Below are 18,195 nucleotides of genomic sequence, written 5' to 3'. Positions count from 1 at the left end.
GGATTGGTCAATCTCGGCCGACTATATTTGGCTAAATTATTCCGGCGCTAACACTTAAAAATTAAACGGGTTAAAGGACTAGCAAAAACCGATATATCATCTGCATTATGTATTACAAAATGATGCGCAAATACACACCACATTGAGATTAACCAAAAAAGCTCGACAATGGAATTACGTTCTTTTGCCATGGAGTTCTCCGGCTGGCTTAAGTTGACTCTATGCATCGATACAAGCCAATTGGCGTACAGTAGTGGTGAATTATAACGGCTGAGACGATTTAACAATCGGACCAAGGACCTCGTCACCGCTGTCCATCCAGATGACGATTTACAGCGAAACACCCCAGTCAAATTATGCTTCGGAAAGAATATTGCTCAGGCAGTTCGATAATGAAAGGACTTTTGACTCAAGAGCGAGCCCCCACCACCGGGACCACTCGAGCATAACGGTCCCTGGGCTCCGGCACTAGATTGACAACCACCCTGGGAGACTTAATGAGGAATAGCCGAAGGAACTGAATCAAACCATCGTATTGAGCTCATTCATGATTAGACCATTTCTCAAGTTCCTTTTCGAGTAGGGCAATCCTATGAGTAAGGTTTTTAATCGCCAAAACATGACGACTCACGGCAACGCTAAGAGACAGAGAGATTGCAAGCAACAGCACGATTGCACCCAAAAAAAGGAAATTGGCTGGGTTGACAAACCCAATAGCTGTTGAGCAACTATAAATAATTTGAGGACATATATCACAAATCAAGGCCGCCATACACATCAAAATCCACAACAGAGAGTACTTAAGAAGCATCTTTCCGTTGGACACGAGCCGCAAAACATAGACGAGAAAGCCGCCGAAAAAGAGGGCCGCACCAATCCTCAAAATTAGATTCATTATTTATCTCCCCTATGAACCCAGCACACAAGAACAATGGCTAACGTGACCTTGATCATGTAGTAGACGGAAGAGAAGCCCCCGATGGACGAACGTCCGCCTTGGCGTTCATTCATCTTTACAGGCGCCTCCATAACGGGAAGACCAAGCTTCATAGCCAAAGCAATCGACTCTGGCTCCGGGTAGTCATCAGGATAACTCTTGCAGAACAGGTCGATAGCATCTTTATTGCATGCCCTAAAACCAGAAGTGGGATCGGTGACCACCTTACCCGTAAGCAGCTCGAGCAAAAATGAAAGCCACCTGATTCCAACGCGACGCATAAAAGTTGACTGAAAACCATCAGTCTCAACCAGAAATCGAGAGCCTATCGCCAGGCTCGCCCCACCCTCAATCAGCTTTACAAGCTCAGGAACATAAGAAGGATCATGCTGGCCATCGCCGTCAACCTGAATGTCAATATCATAGCCAAATCTCTGAGCATACTTATGGCCCGCTTGGACCGCTCCACCGATACCAAGGTTCTGTGGCAGGTCCAATATGTTGACACCATGCTCTCGACAAAGCTCAAGCGTTCCATCTTGTGACCCGTCGTTGATTACAACATAGTCATATCCCGCAGCTTTTATAGACGCAACGGTATCGAGAATACACTCCTGTTCGTTATAGGCAGGGATTATTACGAGAACACGCGGATATCCTTTTGAACATGTTGTTGCAGCAAGAGACAATCGAGATTCATCCATTCCAAAAAAGTTGGCTCTTAGCGACGCTTGAAGAAATTGCGACTCTTACAGCCCAACGCACAGTTTAACTCAAACTTAAGTTTACAGTATCCTGACTAGCCATCGCGAAGTTACATCTCAAGCTTAGATATTTAGCTTGCTTAACTGGGGCCCACACGGAGTCCCCACCCATCATAGCAGGGTAAGGGCCCCGTGCACCTCTGTCTCAAATGCGGAACGCATGTCCTGAGTCCTCAACGCCGTCCCATTCGAACCAATCTAATCCAACTATTATCCCCTCTTACTATAGCCATGACTTATAGCGCTAGTTTAGAAAAATCGGATATACAAAAGCTCGAAAAACACAAAATACAGCAGCCCAAATGGAATCCCGAGCATAAAGGCTGTACATTTAGTCTTCTCTTCCTCGTCGCAGTAAATAGGAAACCTGAGCAAAAGACAGGCGAAAGGTATTAACAAAGGTATGAGGTATCGCGCCTGAACACCCGCAACTGTCTGGCTTCCAACTCCTGTAAAGGCGATGTATAGAGCCAAAGCAACTAAATAGCAAGTAGCAAGAACCAGGAATAGAGTCCAAACAATCCCGAAACGGCTAAACTTAAATTTAGTAACTTTTTCATTATCAATAATGCATATAGCCTCAAACAACACGATGGGAAGATATGAAAGCCATGGGAACAGATTGGACACGTCCCCAAGATAAGCCATATTCGTTGATATTGAATTGAGAAACGCCGGGGTCAGCATCGATCCAAAAACGAAATTCGAGATTACAACTATAGTTCCAACTGGATTTGCAAGCACTCCCGTCGTTTGACCAGCCGTAGAGACTTCGGAGCCACCACGTGCATCAGAAATGTTATTTACGACAGAAGAGAAATATGGCGTCAAGAAAGATAAAATCATTATGGCGCAAACGAATAGTGCAGCTCCAATCAAGATACGTCTTTGCTTGCTCGAAGTATATTTATCTGCAGGAATTAAAAGCGCAAGTCCGAATAAGGGAAAATAAATCGCTTTAGCTGCAAATCCGATTGCAAAAGATAATAGAAATCCGAAGAATGTTTTTGCAGAAATATCCTCTTCAGAAACAAGCATCTTCAACAAAAGAGCTGTTCCTAGCAAACTGAACGATATCACACAGGGATCATACGAGTAACTGGCTGCCATTAACACGGCAGACGGGAACAACGCAATACAAGTGAAAAGACATTTTCTGCAAGGGGCTATACGAATTGCGATTCCGCAGATAACTGCATACGCAAGTAAATTAAATAATTTTCCCAATGCAAATTTGATAGAAAATGGGAGATGAAGCAAGCGACCCAAACAAAGGCCGATAGATGAAGGAATATAGGCAATTTTAGAAAGAGCCACACTATCAAAACAATTAACACGTTCGATACCTTCAGCTATATTATTTTTATCGGCCTCTCTGACTAATTGCTCAACAGAGCCACGGTTAAACTCTCTTGTTTCATCTATTGGGTACTTACCCAAAGATGCATCCAAACTAAAGCCGTCCCCCCTATAAAACTGTTCGACTATCATTCGGTCAGAATTTGTTATTTCAGCATTTGTGAGGTAGGAAACACTATTTGCATTTCCATAGTGGACCTCATCATCCCATGTCAGAAAATTAGTAACGGGGAAGCAAATAATTACGGATAGACCGACCGAGACAATGCATGCGAAAGCGAACAGTTCGGGCTTCAGATAAGAAGTGCCCCCATTAATAGCAATCAACCCGATCAAAACAGTAATGGGCAAAGCAGACGCGAACAACACCGTCTTTGACTTATCGAGCGGAATGCCAATAAAAGCGATTAAAACAGCAAAGCCAACAGAAACCGTCAAAAAAAAGAAACACTTCTTAGTATCAGTTTTCTTAACCGAGGCTACAAAGCTCTTCACCAGGCCATAGCAAAGCTCAATGCCTTGAAACGCTAAAACTAAATGAAAGCATATAACAAGACTTGCGATATTCCATGCGTCAAGATCGAAGGGGCCAAACGTCTTCGCACCAGTCAATATGATTAAAACTAGCAGAAAGCTGCTGAGAATGCTGGACGCGACGAGGACGGTTATCTGACGAATAGCGTCACCACCCGACTGTGATTTCGGTTGCAAATATAAGCACGCAACAGCAACGACATCGCAAAAGAGTTCAAGAATGAATAGATTTAAATTCTTATAGTGCAATGATGTCGCAACAGCTAATAAAAGAAGTCCCAGCCCAAAGATGGCAAGCGCGTACTCGCTTTTCTTAATTGCAGGATTATTCAAAACGTGCATCTCCAACTAAAGACAAAATCGAATAGGGTAAGTCGACAATAACAAATTCGTATCTCAAATCCAACTTCACTCAAAAGCTAAGCAAAAGCCAGCCAAGTATCACTTAGCAAATACAAAACGCCTTCTCGACATCCATAGCAGTGGCATCCCAGTTATATCGATTTTCAACAAGCGCCCTAGAGTTTCGAGACTGAAGAGAAAGCAGCTTTCGATCATCAAAAAGCCTGCATAATGCCGAAACCACCTCATCAGATGCCATGGACCGAATTATTGTGCCGTAGCTATCATCTAAGATAAGCTCGCGTGCCCCGCCCACGTCTGTTACCACTGCAGGCGTTCCGCAGGCTGAAGCTTCAAGAAGTACCGTTGAAAAGCCTTCGGAACGAGTTGGAAGACAAAGCACATCTGCTTGCTGAAGTAAGGAGGAAATATCCTCTGTGTTACATCTCCCAAGCCAAAACAAGTTAGACGAACAAGCTTCCTTGACCTCATTAGCCAGCGGACCATCCCCTGCAAGAACAAAACAAATATCACGCTTGGTAATATCTTTTGTGCGAGCCGCCTCAATAATTGAATTAATTCCCTTTTCAGGAATAAGCCGCCCGACAAAAGCTACAACCAAAGATGACTGAGGGATACCTAATTCAGATCGGAAATCTCTCCCCGAAGAAATACTCCTATAGAATGAGGCATTGATTGAGTTTGAAATTACGCCTTTTGCAGTGATATTAAAGTGCTGAAGCCATTCAACACTTTTAGAAGAAATCCCATAGAAATCAGGTTCAAACGACTTTACGCGATCAGTAATCCAATCTTCATATCGGCGAACAAAATAATCAAGAAATGGCTGATTGAAAGAGAGATACGCTGAGCCGTGGTCGAGAACAACAGCCTTAGCACTATGATCCGCAGCAAACTTCAGCCCTTCGAGCGAGAGAGGGAAAAGTCTCGTGTTTATCAGAACACCATTCCACTCATAATCATCAAGGGTTTGCAGGAGTCGGTAATAATCACTGGTTTTTTTGGGAAGAGGAAGTCTTCCATCAAGTAACGGAATGCAAGGAAGACGAATTACCTCCAGGCCGTTTTCGACTGAATGACCGACTCCCACGCGCATCGAATCATTAGTAACGATAACCACCCTATCGCCGCGTGCAGTCAAGGCGTGAGCGAGACCATCGACAAAATTACCAATTCCACTAAGTTGCGGGTGATAATGGTGAGTGAAAATACAAATAGAGGAGCTCATCACATAACCTCATCTGATATAGATGTCATATCCTTAATTCTGTGCCGTCCAGACTTCCCCATCTCCAAAGTCGAGCAAGAGCGGAAGATGGGTATGTCGATTATCCGGTGACGGTATTTTTTTCCAATCGCCATACATCGTTGTAAGATATTTATCCGTCATACGAGGAACAGGGAATTCACTGCCTTCGAAAACCGCACTGCTCAGAGGGAAAATCTCTGAAATAGGCACTGGCGCCATATTCGGCCAGCTTAACGTCAGACAGTAATCAGAGACCTCACCCGTATTTGAGTCGGAAATACAGGAATCGAACAAATCCTGGTAAGAGCATGCGCCTCGAGAAACCAGTTGTTCCACCACGTGCATAGCAGAACAACCAATTTGCTCGAGTTGACCAAGGAACCCTTTATGAGGGACAACAATGGAAGAAGAATGATATAAATAGGCTCTTTTCTGTGCAATTGATGCAGTTCGGACTTGCTTTGCACGAAGGCGTTTATCTGTATAGAGCTGGTCATATGGAAAGATGTCGACAAAAATGCCCATCGAACTGGAAGCCTCTCGAGCCTCTTGATTCTCGAAGCGAGTTCCATCGCGATACACCTTAGCAAACATCGCAGCATAGCCAGTAGTATTCCGCGATGTATGGAGCGAATATCCTTCCGGTAACCCACCCTCGGCTAAAGAGCAAAAGCGGTCATAATCTGAACGCATCATTCCGATATCTATATCATCATCCCAAGGGATAAACCCCCTATGACGCATTGCTCCTAAACATGTTCCACCGTCAAGCCACCACCTGATGCCGTGCTTAGAGCAGAATGCGGCGACAACCTGAAGGATATCCAATTCAGTGTTTTGAAGCTTTAATAGCGCGTGAGCTTTAGACATCATCGGCCTATCTCTTTTCCCCGAACCATTGTTGCGTCTGTTTCCCCAAAACAGAAGACTGATAAATAAGGCAAATGGCATTGGATATAAGCGCCGATACAGTAGGGCCATTTAAGCCAAACAGCATTTGCGCAGGAGCCATAACAGCGACAGCACTAATTAAGGACAGCATGCTGCCAACAAATACCCCTCGGTAATTATCAAGAGAAACCAACAAATCGTTGACAAACCAAGCGATGCCAGTCAAAAAGGCACAAGCCAACATAGGCTGAAGGAGATCGGTATGTTTAGCTATTCCAGCGCCATAAAACAGTGACAGCAATAATTTACCGAAAAAGAAAAGGGCAACTGAAGATATGACACCGACAAAAAAGATGCCAGCAAGTATTTTACCTATGAGCGAAAAAAAGGACTTTTCTCTAGAATGGTAACGCTCTACTAGATAACCTAATAAAGGATTATAAATATAGGTCGCACCCATTTGGATAATTGCCACAGGTGCAGCAACTGATGCATAAATACCCAGAGCAGAATCTCCGAATGAATAAGATAAATACTGCCTGGGAATATTCGGCGCCGCAGAAGCAGCAATGCCGCCCAGAACGATGGGCAAACAGCTACATAGGAAGGCTCTGACCTTCGCTCGGCTAATTCCAAGCTTGATTGCAGAAATCCGATTTGATCTTGGATAATCGTAAATAACTCCGATGCCTATTGTCACTACCGTCATAAGCAACAGTGCACCTTCGAGGCTATTAAAAAATCCATAGACAAGAATGAATGAAAGGAGAGAGCCGATGCCCTGCATTATGAGGGATTTCCCAATATAGTCCATCCTATGACCAACCTGATCATTAGCATGCATGACATCAATGACTAAGCCAGCGGTTTTATAGAGAGCATACAGAAGAATAGCGGGCACCGTACCAATACGACACGTTGCAATGGAATAGACGGCTAACATTGCAAACGCTATAAAAGTAGTAAAGAAACGAAAAGTCAGGTATTCACCAGCAGAGTTTTTCCTTTCAACATCTGCAATTTGCACCGTGTACATCCTGTATTGGGCTAATTGAGAAAACATGTTGAAAATAGACATAGCCAGCGAATAAATGCCTGCAGCACTATATCCATCAGACAGCCGAACGACCAAAATGGTGATAAGCCACTGACAGCCTAAATTAGTCAACGAACCGACGGTATTCCAGAACATATTATGTTTAATCGAAAGAGTCTTCTCTGTGGCCTTCACAAATATAAGCGCCCTTCTAAACCTGTCGAAATGAGGATACGGAGCTATCTCGCAGCTTTAAGTTCTTTTAAAATCAAAATAAACAGCCAATTCGGCATAAGACGTATAATGATATCTGCTTTAGCGATAGACGGGCAAGCTCGTCGGTATTTAAGTAAACCAATTATGGAGCGCCGCTCCCTTGCTTCAGCGAACCCCAATATTTCCTTTAGATGCGGTGAATCGGGAAATCTATCGGCAAATCGCCTAGCAGTATCAACCCTGTTTTTAACTCTTGTCGAATACCAATCATCTTTTGAAGAAACACCTGCAAGGAATCCAGTTTCGTTACCACCATGTCGACGATACTTAACCAAAGGAGTCATAGTAAAGCTGCACTTCCCCAGTTCACTGCAACCCAATGTCAACCACAAGTCATGTGCAGTCGATTCCGGAAATGGAATCATCGACTTCGCCGCACTCGCATCTAACATGAGAGCCATACCAATGCCGTAACATACGCTTGCGGCCTGTACAGTAATATCCTCTCCAGAGCACCAATTTACTTCCGGCGAATTAGGATGAGCTTTCCTATAACTCTTTACCAGAATATTTCCGTTTTCGTCAATTACCGATCTATCACAAACATCTAGAATTGAGCCTTCTTCTAGCATATGGTTGAGCGAAACTTCAACTCTATTAGGCTCCCAAATATCATCCTGATCGCAAAGTACTACGTAATCCCCTTCCGCCAAGGAGAGCAGCGCCTCGAACGATTTGACATAACCGAGATTATTATCACCGTGATAATACCGATAGGCGTTTTTCGTTATATGCGCTTGGATAAACCGCTCTAATGAATCCGATTCAGGGCAGTCATTTCTAACTAGAAGCGTAAGCGGAAACGTTTGTTTATCTATCGAATCAAGTTGTTCCGCGAAAAACTTAAGATCGGGTTTATAAGCTGAGAGAAGTACGCATACGCCAATATCATTTCCCATTTCTATTTCCAAAAATCCTCCCAAATTCATTGCTTAAAGATTATCAAAGCACCCTCAGTTAAAAGAAACTCTTTTAAAAATAGAGTATTTATCCCTGTCTCTTAAAACGAGTGCCTAATATCAATAAGTAACAACCTTTGTTCCATAAGGAATGTTATCGTAAATCCATTTTGCATTCTGAATCTCAAGGCGTACGCATCCAGCAGAGGATGGAACGCCCATCGTGGGATCCATCACGCGGTTGCTGTTGACGTAGTAGGGTGAGGAATGGAATAAGTAATCACCATAGAACTGCGTGTAGTAATAGCAAGTATATCCATGCCCAAAGGAGTATCCCTTACCGTAGACTTGATACTCCCCTATCACCGTAGGCGTGCTAGCTTTTCCCGTCGAACATACATATCGACGGTTTAAGGACCAGTTATTCCAGGATCCAGTGTAAATACTCGTAACGCAACGTGACGTATCGACAAGTATCAGCCAATTTGTATTGCTTGAATAACTTTGAGCCTTAGCATCCATATAGTCTGACACCCACGCGCCGTTAGCCATAAAGAAATTCCAGGATCCGTCCACAACGCGCCAGCCAGTAGCCATAGCTCCACTAGCATCAAGCCAATACCAGGTGGCGCCCAGATTGAGCCATCCTGTCTGCATATAACCAGACGAATTCAAGTAATACCAAGATCCGTTAACGGCAACCCAACCGGTTTTCATAGCATAAGTGGACGGATCTAAATAGAACCAGGAGCCATCCTTGTACAGCCAGCCAGATCGTGCATAGCCAGCGGTCTCATCAAAAAAGTACCATTTTCCGTTAACGTTCTTCCATCCAGCGCAGGGGGAGCCATCGGTTGAATCAGCATAGAACTTACAGCCTCCAAGCATCACAAACCCGTGAGCTTCGACCAATTCGCCATCGCCGTTTGATGTAAACAGTTTTCCATTACGCAATGCTCCACACAATGAGCAATCAGAACCAGCAAAAGCCTTAGATGGCTCATCCTGAACCGAGTCCTGGACATCTACCCATTCACGACAAGCAACAGCGCCTGAAGCTTTTGCATAATAGCTTTTCCCATTTACAGAAAAATGACCAAGAAGCATTTTACCGTCGGCGGCAGGATCGAGATAATAGTATTGACCACCGTCCTTCAGCCATTCAGTCTTTATAATGCCCGACGCTTGAGAAGGCTCAGCGTAATACCAGTCTCCATCGCTCATAAACCAGCCAAGTGACAACGCTCCCGTTGAAGAAAAATGATACCGGTTGGATCCGATGACATAAAAGCCGGTAGCCATTCTATTGTCATTTGCGACATCGAGCCAATACCAAACGCCATTCACCAAACGCCAGCCCGATGCAAGTGCGCCGGAACCGTCAGCGTAATACCAGTCCGTCCCATCAAACGCCCAACCAACAGTCATTGCGCCGGAATCCGATAAATAGTAACGAGACGAACCGACAGAAACGATTCCTCTAGACATAACACCATCATTGGCGGGATCAAGCCAATACCAGTTATTGCCAGTTTGAAGCCAGCCGGTTAAGACTTCACCATTGCTACCCCAATACCATAAACCGTTATCAAGGTACCATCCATTAATCAGTCCATAGGTTCCAAGAAGATAAGGGTGCCCATCAATAACACGTCGACCAGTAGCCATAGAACAGCTGTTAAGGGAGTCAAACCAGTACCATTGGTCTCCAATAAACTGCCAGCCACTTGCCAAAGCGCCTGACGGACCCGCGTAAAACCACTTATTTTCAGTAAAAATCCAGCCGCAGCTCATTGCGCCGTCACGAGCGGGGTCCAAGTAGTACAGCAAGTCGTCAATATTCTGAATTCCGGTCAAACGACAGCCATCTAGATAGTAATACCAGGACAAACCGTTCCATTGCCATCCAGATAGTTGTTCTGTAGTCGACGGGTCATGGCTATCGACAACCTGTAGGCTCGAATCTTCCGTTGTTTTGCCGGCACAATCGCTGGAGTCTTGAGAGCAACCGCCACCGACCAATGCTCCCGGCCCTCCTGTCGAGTCGCGCTCTACGACACCGTTATCCGCCCCCTCTTCCACGGCATAAGCAGTGCAAGAAAATGCGGGGGCTGTAACTGAAAGTAAGGCGGAAAATAGCATCAAGCCAATTACTCGCCAGCAAATTCGATGATCAATCCGAGCATTCATTTCAAGCCCCCAACCGGTACCGACTGTCTTGCAGGGAATCTATTAAATAAACGGACGAGCTGCGCCGATTACATTTCCCCTTGCGCTAATAGGATGAATTCCGACACCTTGATGAGGCCAGGAATCAATCATCAAGCCGCCGCCAAGTGCAATTGCAATATGACCGCGGTAATAAATCACATCGCCGCGTTGAATCGAGCTCGTGCTCACGGGCATAAAGATATTGCTTCGATACCAATTCATGGAATTGTAGGTTTGGCTTGGATCCCAGCGATGGTTATAAGGGTTGTAAACACCCATATCCATGCCAGTAGCATAAAGGCACTGCAAGACAAAACCAGAGCAATCAACAGCTCCACCGGGAGCGGTAGACCAAGGCTCAATATATTGCGTACCGATATACTCATAGGCGCGCTGGATAAAGGCGTTCACGCAATCTTCCCGCGTTGCTTCGACAGAAATGCGAGAAGGGGTCACATAGGTAAAGTATCCGGTGCAATAGCTAGGCAGCTGAACAGTCCAAGAACTGACCTGAGGATACTGGGATGGATTTTGCCAGCCAACTTTGTCGCACTGGCCATCGCTCCAGAAAATTCGGCGAACACCGTCGATGGTCCTTGCGCCCGTTGCCATAGCGCCGCTGCCGTCTAACCAATACCACTTACCCGAATCTTTAAGCCAGCCAACATGCATGCTTCCATTGGACTCAAGGTAATACCATGTTCCATTCAGGCATTTCCAACCAGTTGCCATTTTTCCGTCAGCGTTTAGGTAATACCATGAACCACCAGTAAAAACCCATCCGGTCTTCATCACGCCAGAATTGGCATCAAGCCAATACCAATCGCCGTCAATCTGCAGCCATCCAAGATGAATGGCACCCGTTCCGGGCTCAGCGTAAAACCTTAGATTTGCGACATTAACCCAGCCGGACGCAACCTGCCAACCATCAGCTCCAGCGGTTTTTAGAATAGCGCCGTTTTCGCGAATCACATCCTTGCAAAGATATCCATTATCATCGGCATATCTTTCAACGCCATCATTAACGGTAACCCAGCTTGAAACCACGAGCCTACCGCTCTGGTTTGCAAAACAATCGTTGCCGCTCACCTCAAATAAGCCCGTTTTCATTAGATGGCTAACAGGGTCCAGGTAATACCAGCTAGCGCCTTCTTTATACCAGTCAGAAATAAGCGCACCAGATTGAGAGGCTAGATACCAGCCGTTCTCGGACTGAGCCCAGCCAACAGCCATAACCCCATTGGGGTTCAAATAATATGCTGCATTGCCAAGGTCTAAATACCCAACGGACATCTTACCATCGGAGGCTGGGTCGAGATAATACCAAGCGCCGTTAACGAGTTTCCAGCCAGTGGCCGCAATACCGTTAGAGCAGTAATACCAATCTGCTCCGTCTTTGTACCATCCATTTGCGAGGCCATAGTCACCAAAAATGTAGGTTCTTCCATCAATCTTTTGACGACCCTTAAACATGATGAACGTCTGTGGGTCAAAATAATAGCGAGCCCCACCTATCGTTTGCCATGACGAAGCAAGGGCACCCGATGAATAAGCCCAGTACCAATTCCCGTCAACGAGAATCCAGCCGGTTTTCATAGCACCAGTGGCATCTAAATAGTATTTCCCGCTCCCGAGGTCGACAAAACCAACCTGCATTATATGGGTGGCAGGATCCAGGTAATACCATGTGCCGTCTTGATAAAACCAACCAGCAGCTAAATCGCCTCCAGCATTGGCATAAAACCAATTTCCATCTGAGTTACGTAGCCAGCAGTTCTGATATAGCGCGCCAAAAGGCGTTGCGGCATTGCCGTCATTCGCATAAAACGAAGCAGTCGATCCGCCAGCATCGGTCACATTGAAATAACCTGTCTGCATTGCACCATCATTGGCTGGATCAAGCCAATACCAATAGCCCCCGCTTTGCAGCCAGCCAGTTTGGTGTTTACCGTTTTTTCCGTAATACCAAACTCCAGACGACTCGTCTCGTTGCCAGCCATCTTTTATGACGGAAGAATTATCAGGTTGCAAATCATCGGAAACCACAGAAGAAAAATCCGCTTTTGACTCAATACTCTGAGCCTCAACGGAATCCTGTGCAAACGCGACATTCGCACTCAGGGGCAAGCAGCAAGCAGTGATTAATGACGCAGCAGCACAAACAAGCGTGGCCTTCTTTTCGAATCGATACATAAGCGACCCTCCCAGATATCTCATTTATCTTTTAATCCACATTCCAGGATTGATTTTCGTTACTGTCTGTTCAGTCTATGTAGATAAATATATTAAATTGAACATAACGTTCAATCATTCTATTCTTTTCCTAAGCAATGAACATCTTAATTGGAGGCCTGCAGTGGAACTGACCAAGCGTAACTTTACTGTTCTGTACGAATACCTAAAGAACCCATATGCCAGCCAGCGAGAAGTTGCCGAGCGCACTGGCCTCTCACTTGGATCGGTAAACGCAGCAAATAAAGAGCTTACGAATGAAGGCCTTCTCGAATCGGACAGCCTAACCGACAACGGTTACGAAGCACTTCACCCCTATAAGGTTGAAAACGCAGTGATATTGGCTGCGGGGCTTTCGAGCCGCTTTGCTCCCATTTCGTATGAAAAGCCCAAAGGCCTTTTAAAGGTACGTGGTGAGATTCTCATCGAACGTCAGATTAGGCAGCTGCAAGACGCAGGTATCAGCAATATCACCGTCGTTGTCGGCTATAAAAAAGAGTATTTCTTCTATCTCGAAAGCAAGTTCGGCGTTTCGATTGTCGTCAACAACGAATATGCATCCAAAAATAACCACGCATCGCTTATGTGCGTAAAAGAGCGGCTTGGCAACACCTATATTTGTTCAAGCGATGATTACCTTCTAAACAATCCGTTTGAAGCATACGTTTGGAAAGCATTTTATTCTGCTCAATATGCTGAAGGCGCCACCAAAGAATGGTGCATTCAAACCGGAGCAATGGACAGAATCACCAATGTTACGATTGGCGGTTCCGATGCTTGGTATATGCTCGGACATGTCTACTTTGATAAAGCCTTCTCGCTTGCATTTAAGCAGATTCTCGAAACGGAATATAACAAGCCCGAAACAACGGACAAGCTTTGGGAAGATCTATATATCGAGCACATCAAGGAGCTCGATATGGTGATCAAAAAGTATCCTGAGGGCGAGATCAACGAATTCGATTCTCTTGATGAACTGCGTGCCTTTGATCCGCATTTTATCGAAAACGTTGACTCCGATATTTTCGATAACATCGAGCAAGTGCTCGGCTGCTCCAAATCAGAGATTCACGACGTTTATCCCCTTAAACAAGGTCTTACGAATCTATCGTGCCACTTTAGAACCAATGACGGAGAGTACGTTTACCGCCATCCGGGAGTCGGGACCGAACTGCTTATTAACAGAAATGGAGAAGTAGCCGCACTTAAAAAGGCCAAGGAACTCGGCCTTGACGACACGTTCATTCATGAGGACCCAAAGCGCGGTTGGAAAATTTCGAAGTTTGTACCCAACGCAAAGCAGCCTGATCCGCATGATGATGCCCAAATGAATCGAATGATGCAGATGTGTCGTTCGCTTCACGAGAGCGGTGCAAATGTCGAAACCGAATTTGACTTCTACCTCGAAGCGAAGCGCTACGAATCACTTCTTTTGGAAAAAGGCCCTATCGACATTCCAGGCTACAGGGAAATGGCCGCCGAAATCGATGAATTGGAGCACTTTGTCCAGGCCGACAATGCGCCAAAATGCCTTTGTCACAATGACTTCTTTTACCTCAATTTCCTTATCGATGAAAACGACAAGTACTATCTCATTGACTGGGAATATGCTGGCATGAGCGATTATGCAAACGATTTTGGAACGTGCAGTGTCTGCTGCGAGCTTTCCGAAGATGAAGTCGACCGCGCGCTTGATGCATATTATGGGCGCAAGGCAACAAACAACGAAGCTGCACATAACTATGCGCACATTGCCCTTGCAGGATGGTGCTGGTACCTCTGGTCTCTTCTGAAAGAAGCCGAAGGCGACTTCGTAGGCGAATGGCTCTATATCTACTTCAATTACAGTGCCAAATACCTTAAAAAGGCACTGGAGATCTATCGAAAAGGTGAGTAACGATGCAATTCGGCTTTTTTAGCGGTCTTCTTTGGGGCCTTGATACAGTAATACTTGGAATCGGTTTGGCGCTCGCGCCCTATATTGGATCGGCGGAAGCGCTTGCATGTGCCTCCATTGCGGGATCTTTTCTCCATGATGCCTTCTGTGCGATCTGGCTCTTTGGGTACATGGGAGTTCGAGGCAGATTAAAAGACACGCTCGCTGCACTTAAAACTCGTTCGGGCAAGGTCGTCATCGCCGGCGCACTGCTCGGTGGACCTATCGGAATGACCGGATACGTATTGGCGATTAATAATATCGGAGCAGCCTACACGGCAATTATATCCGCCTTCTATCCCGCTGTCGGAGCATTCCTTTCTTTCGTGCTGCTGAAGGAGAAAATGGGCAAAGGACAGATTCTTTCCCTTCTCGTTGCTCTTTGCGGCGTAATGACGATGGGCTATCTATCGGCCGGATCGAGCGAGATTGCAAATGCCCCCCTCGGCTTACTCGGCGCGGTGCTTGCTGTTATCGGATGGGGATCCGAAGCGGTGCTGTGCGCATGGGGAATGAAAGATGATGCCGTTGATGACGAAACGGCTTTGCAAATCCGCGAAACTACAAGTGCGCTTGTTTATGGAGTGCTTGTACTCCCCCTCTTCGGAGCATGGCATTTCACGCTGGGTGCCATCCCGAGCATGCCTACATTGATTATTGCACTCGCCGGACTCGCAGGAACTGCATCCTATCTGTTCTATTACAAGGGGATTGCGGCAATCGGAGCAGCGCGTGCGATGGCTCTGAATATCTCCTATTCGGCATGGTCGGTGGTCTTTGGCCTGATCTTGCTTGGAACAATTCCCGATATGGCATCCGTAATCTGCTGCGTTGTAATTGTATGCGGAACAGTTTTGGCAGCTAGTAACTGGGACGAACTATTTGGACGTAATAAGACGGCGTAGCTTGATTAACAATATAGTAAAAGGGGAGAGCTCGACGAGCTCTCCCCTTTTAGCATCATGGCTATTCAATTACCACAGCCTGGCTATCCATCTGTTGCCACGTGCCGAAGAACACCTGGGCATTTCGCGTAACATTGCCGTTAATCGAATCCGAAAGATAGACAATTCCCTGCTCGTCATCATAGCCTTTAAGGACTACGGCATGATTACCGCCCCACAGACCATAGGAATGCCCGTTATACCAACGAGCAGCATAACGGCCTCCTGGCCAACTTCCCCATTCGGTATTCCACATCTCAACAGGTTGTCCACAGGTCAGTCTGTTCTTAATGGAAGAAATTGACGAGAAAGAAACGTCTTTTGCCTGCATGATACTTCCCGCAGCGCGCAGAAAGTTATTACCAGCAATAGTAATCGCAGGGGCGACGCATCCCATGAGACCCCCGCTGCTACGCCTTGGGTTGCCATCAAAGGCGGTAACAAAGTTGCCGTTGCTTCCCTTGGGCAAGTAATAATCCGCAATAATCGTCTTACCTAAACCAAAACCATAGTAGTTAAGCAAGTTTGTAAGGGCAACCGACTCACAGCCAGTAGGAAGTTCCGGGTACTGAGAATAGCACGGGACATCGACCCAAGCGCCAACCATTGCGCCGGATGAACTGAACTTGTAGTCAGTAGAGCCGATCCAATACCAACCGTTGCTCAACATTACTCCCCCACGTGCGGCATCAAGGTAATACCATGTGCCCCCAAGGGAAAGCCATCCCGTTTTCATCGCGCCAGAAGCGGAATCCAGCCAGTACCAGTTGCTGCCATCGTTAAGCCAGCCGGTCGCCATTCGACCATCCGGGTTAAAGTAATACCAAGACCCAGCAATTTGCTGCCACCCAGTCAGAATTACTCCACTAGCAGAACAATAATATCGAGCACCCTGACTCTCAATCCAACCAGTTCTGGCATTACCGTCGTCGTCAATCAGCTGGATTCCCGAATCGGTCATGATGCCTTTAAGGTCAATTGCGCCGCTGGATGACGAATGATACATCCAAGACCCATCACCGTTTGACCAGCAATTAGCCATCATCTTGCCGGTACTATTAAATATGTATTCACATGATCCGATAGTTTGAACGCCCGTGGCCATGGCGTGCGTCGAGGGATCGAGCCAGTACCACGCACCGTTTAGGTTGAGCCAGCCGGAGGCGAGGGCGCCGGAGCCAGTCGCGTAGTACCAGGTCCCGCCGTCGAGGACCCATCCGGTCGCCATCGCGCCGGAGGCGCTGAACCAGTACGCTGAGCCGTTGCACGCGTGGAGGCCCGTCACCATGGCGCCGCCCGCGTCGGGGTCGAGCCAGTACCAGGAACCGCCGGTGTAAAGCCAGCCGGTCGAGGCGATACCGTCAGCGAACCAGTACCAGGAGCCGTCGACGAAGCCCCAGCCGTTAAGAGGGCCGCAGCTGCCGAAGTAGCGGCGGACGCCCTGCGCATCAGTCTGGTAACCCGTCAGCATGGCCCCCGTCCGGGCGTCGAAGCAGTAGGGCACGCCGCCGACGGATACGGGGCCGCGCGCCAGCGCGCCGGAGCCCGTCGCGTAGTACCAGGTCCCGCCGTCGAGCACCCAACCGGTCGCCATCGCGCCGGACGAATTAAACCAGTACAGGGAGCCGTTGCACTCGTGAAAGCCCGTCGCCATGGCGTGCGTCGAGGGATCGAGCCAGTACCACGCACCGTTTAGGTTGAGCCAGCCGGAGGCCAGCGCGCCTGAGCCCGTCGCGTAGTACCAGGTCCCGCCGTCGAGCACCCATCCGGTCGCCATCGCGCCGGAGCCATTGAACCAGTATGCGGAGCCATTGCACTCATGGAGCCCGATGGCCATGGCGTGCGTCGAGGGATCGAGCCAGTACCAGGCCCCATTGGTATAGAGCCAGCCAGAATGCAACGAGACCGGATTGACTGAATCCACATAGAACCAGTTGCCGTCAAACGAATTCCAACCCAGATTCCATTTAACGGATTCTTGAGCAGGACCATCATCGATTGAATCGGAAGGAGAAAGAGTCGAGGGGACGGATTGCCTCTCAATATCAGTAGGGATAGAGGAGCTTATGGGTTCTGCGTTCGCGATATCAACCACACCGGGCCCAGCGAGCAGTAGGGTTGAAAGAATGATTAGGATTAATATTATCCACTTTTTCCTTGCCATGTGCAGCCCCCAGTAGTAACCAATTTTTACATAAACATAGTCTACAAATGGATGGCTAAGAGCAATATGTAATTAGAAAAAAGCAATTAAAGAAGAGCTGCTAGCCAAGCCATACACCATTGCTAGCAAAAGAGTATTGCACCCCATCGATTTCTTGAACACCCGTAGTCATTGCGTGCGTCGTGGGGTCAAGCCAGTACCAGGCGCCGCCGACGTATGCCCAGCCGGAGGCCAGCACGCCTGATCCCGTCGCGTAGTACCAGGTGCCGCCGTCGAGGACCCAACCGGTCGCCATCGCGCCGGAGGCGTTGAACCAGTACGCGGAGCCGTTGCACTCGTGGAGCCCAGTGGCCATGGCGTGCGTCGAGGGATCGAGCCAGTACCACGCACCGTTTAGGTT

12 protein-coding genes and 1 pseudogene are annotated in these 18,195 nt (G+C 47.2%); 2 read left to right on the top strand and 11 right to left on the bottom strand.

The window, feature by feature from the left end; all coding sequences use genetic code 11:
- Positions 1 to 541: 541 nt before the first annotated feature.
- The 9 genes from DXC52_RS08830 to DXC52_RS08795 form a co-directional block, all read right to left on the bottom strand.
- A complete protein-coding gene (locus DXC52_RS08830) occupies positions 542 to 895 on the bottom strand; it encodes a DUF2304 domain-containing protein (protein ID WP_035138621.1) in 354 nt (117 codons plus the stop codon).
- Positions 895 to 1,626, bottom strand: coding sequence for a glycosyltransferase family 2 protein (locus DXC52_RS08825; protein ID WP_229042286.1), 732 nt, complete (start codon positions 1,624 to 1,626; stop codon positions 895 to 897). The genes DXC52_RS08830 and DXC52_RS08825 overlap by 1 nt, the downstream gene beginning before the upstream one ends.
- A gap of 324 nt (positions 1,627 to 1,950) precedes the next feature.
- Positions 1,951 to 3,927 (bottom strand): DUF2142 domain-containing protein, encoded by a 1,977-nt coding sequence (locus DXC52_RS08820; protein ID WP_158554633.1) that lies wholly within the window; start codon positions 3,925 to 3,927, stop codon positions 1,951 to 1,953.
- 112 nt (positions 3,928 to 4,039) lie between these two features.
- Entirely contained in the window at positions 4,040 to 5,185 is a 1,146-nt protein-coding gene (locus DXC52_RS08815; protein ID WP_117746952.1) for a glycosyltransferase family 4 protein, read from the bottom strand.
- Between the two features lie 33 nt (positions 5,186 to 5,218).
- Positions 5,219 to 6,079, bottom strand: coding sequence for a phosphorylcholine transferase LicD (locus tag DXC52_RS08810; protein ID WP_158554632.1), 861 nt, complete (start codon positions 6,077 to 6,079; stop codon positions 5,219 to 5,221).
- Positions 6,080 to 6,083: 4 nt separating this feature from the next.
- Positions 6,084 to 7,328, bottom strand: coding sequence for a polysaccharide biosynthesis protein (locus tag DXC52_RS09955; RefSeq protein WP_147330617.1), 1,245 nt, complete (start codon positions 7,326 to 7,328; stop codon positions 6,084 to 6,086).
- Between the two features lie 44 nt (positions 7,329 to 7,372).
- Positions 7,373 to 8,320, bottom strand: coding sequence for a glycosyltransferase (locus DXC52_RS08805; protein ID WP_158554631.1), 948 nt, complete (start codon positions 8,318 to 8,320; stop codon positions 7,373 to 7,375).
- A gap of 108 nt (positions 8,321 to 8,428) precedes the next feature.
- Positions 8,429 to 10,498, bottom strand: coding sequence for a L,D-transpeptidase family protein (locus DXC52_RS08800; RefSeq protein ID WP_117746950.1), 2,070 nt, complete (start codon positions 10,496 to 10,498; stop codon positions 8,429 to 8,431).
- A 42-nt stretch (positions 10,499 to 10,540) separates the two neighbouring features.
- Entirely contained in the window at positions 10,541 to 12,712 is a 2,172-nt protein-coding gene (locus DXC52_RS08795) for an NlpC/P60 family protein (RefSeq protein ID WP_158554630.1), read from the bottom strand.
- Positions 12,713 to 12,875: 163 nt separating this feature from the next.
- Between DXC52_RS08795 and DXC52_RS08790 the strand changes: the two genes are divergently transcribed.
- Entirely contained in the window at positions 12,876 to 14,648 is a 1,773-nt protein-coding gene (locus DXC52_RS08790) for a phosphotransferase (RefSeq protein ID WP_199409504.1), read from the top strand.
- A gap of 2 nt (positions 14,649 to 14,650) precedes the next feature.
- Positions 14,651 to 15,592, top strand: coding sequence for a DMT family transporter (locus DXC52_RS08785; RefSeq protein ID WP_117716690.1), 942 nt, complete (start codon positions 14,651 to 14,653; stop codon positions 15,590 to 15,592).
- Between the two features lie 61 nt (positions 15,593 to 15,653).
- Here DXC52_RS08785 and DXC52_RS08780 read toward each other — a convergent pair whose 3' ends face one another.
- Positions 15,654 to 17,795: a C39 family peptidase gene (locus DXC52_RS08780; RefSeq protein ID WP_117746949.1), complete on the bottom strand. Its 2,142-nt coding sequence runs from the start codon at positions 17,793 to 17,795 to the stop codon at positions 15,654 to 15,656.
- Between the two features lie 100 nt (positions 17,796 to 17,895).
- Positions 17,896 to 18,195, bottom strand: a pseudogene (locus DXC52_RS08775) (hypothetical protein); the annotation flags it as partial.

Origin of the sequence: Collinsella sp. TF05-9AC (assembly GCF_003438495.1) — a bacterium.
Classification (GTDB): domain Bacteria; phylum Actinomycetota; class Coriobacteriia; order Coriobacteriales; family Coriobacteriaceae; genus Collinsella.
Note: the sequence above shows the minus strand (reverse complement) of the source record. Positions and strands in the feature narration are given on the sequence as shown.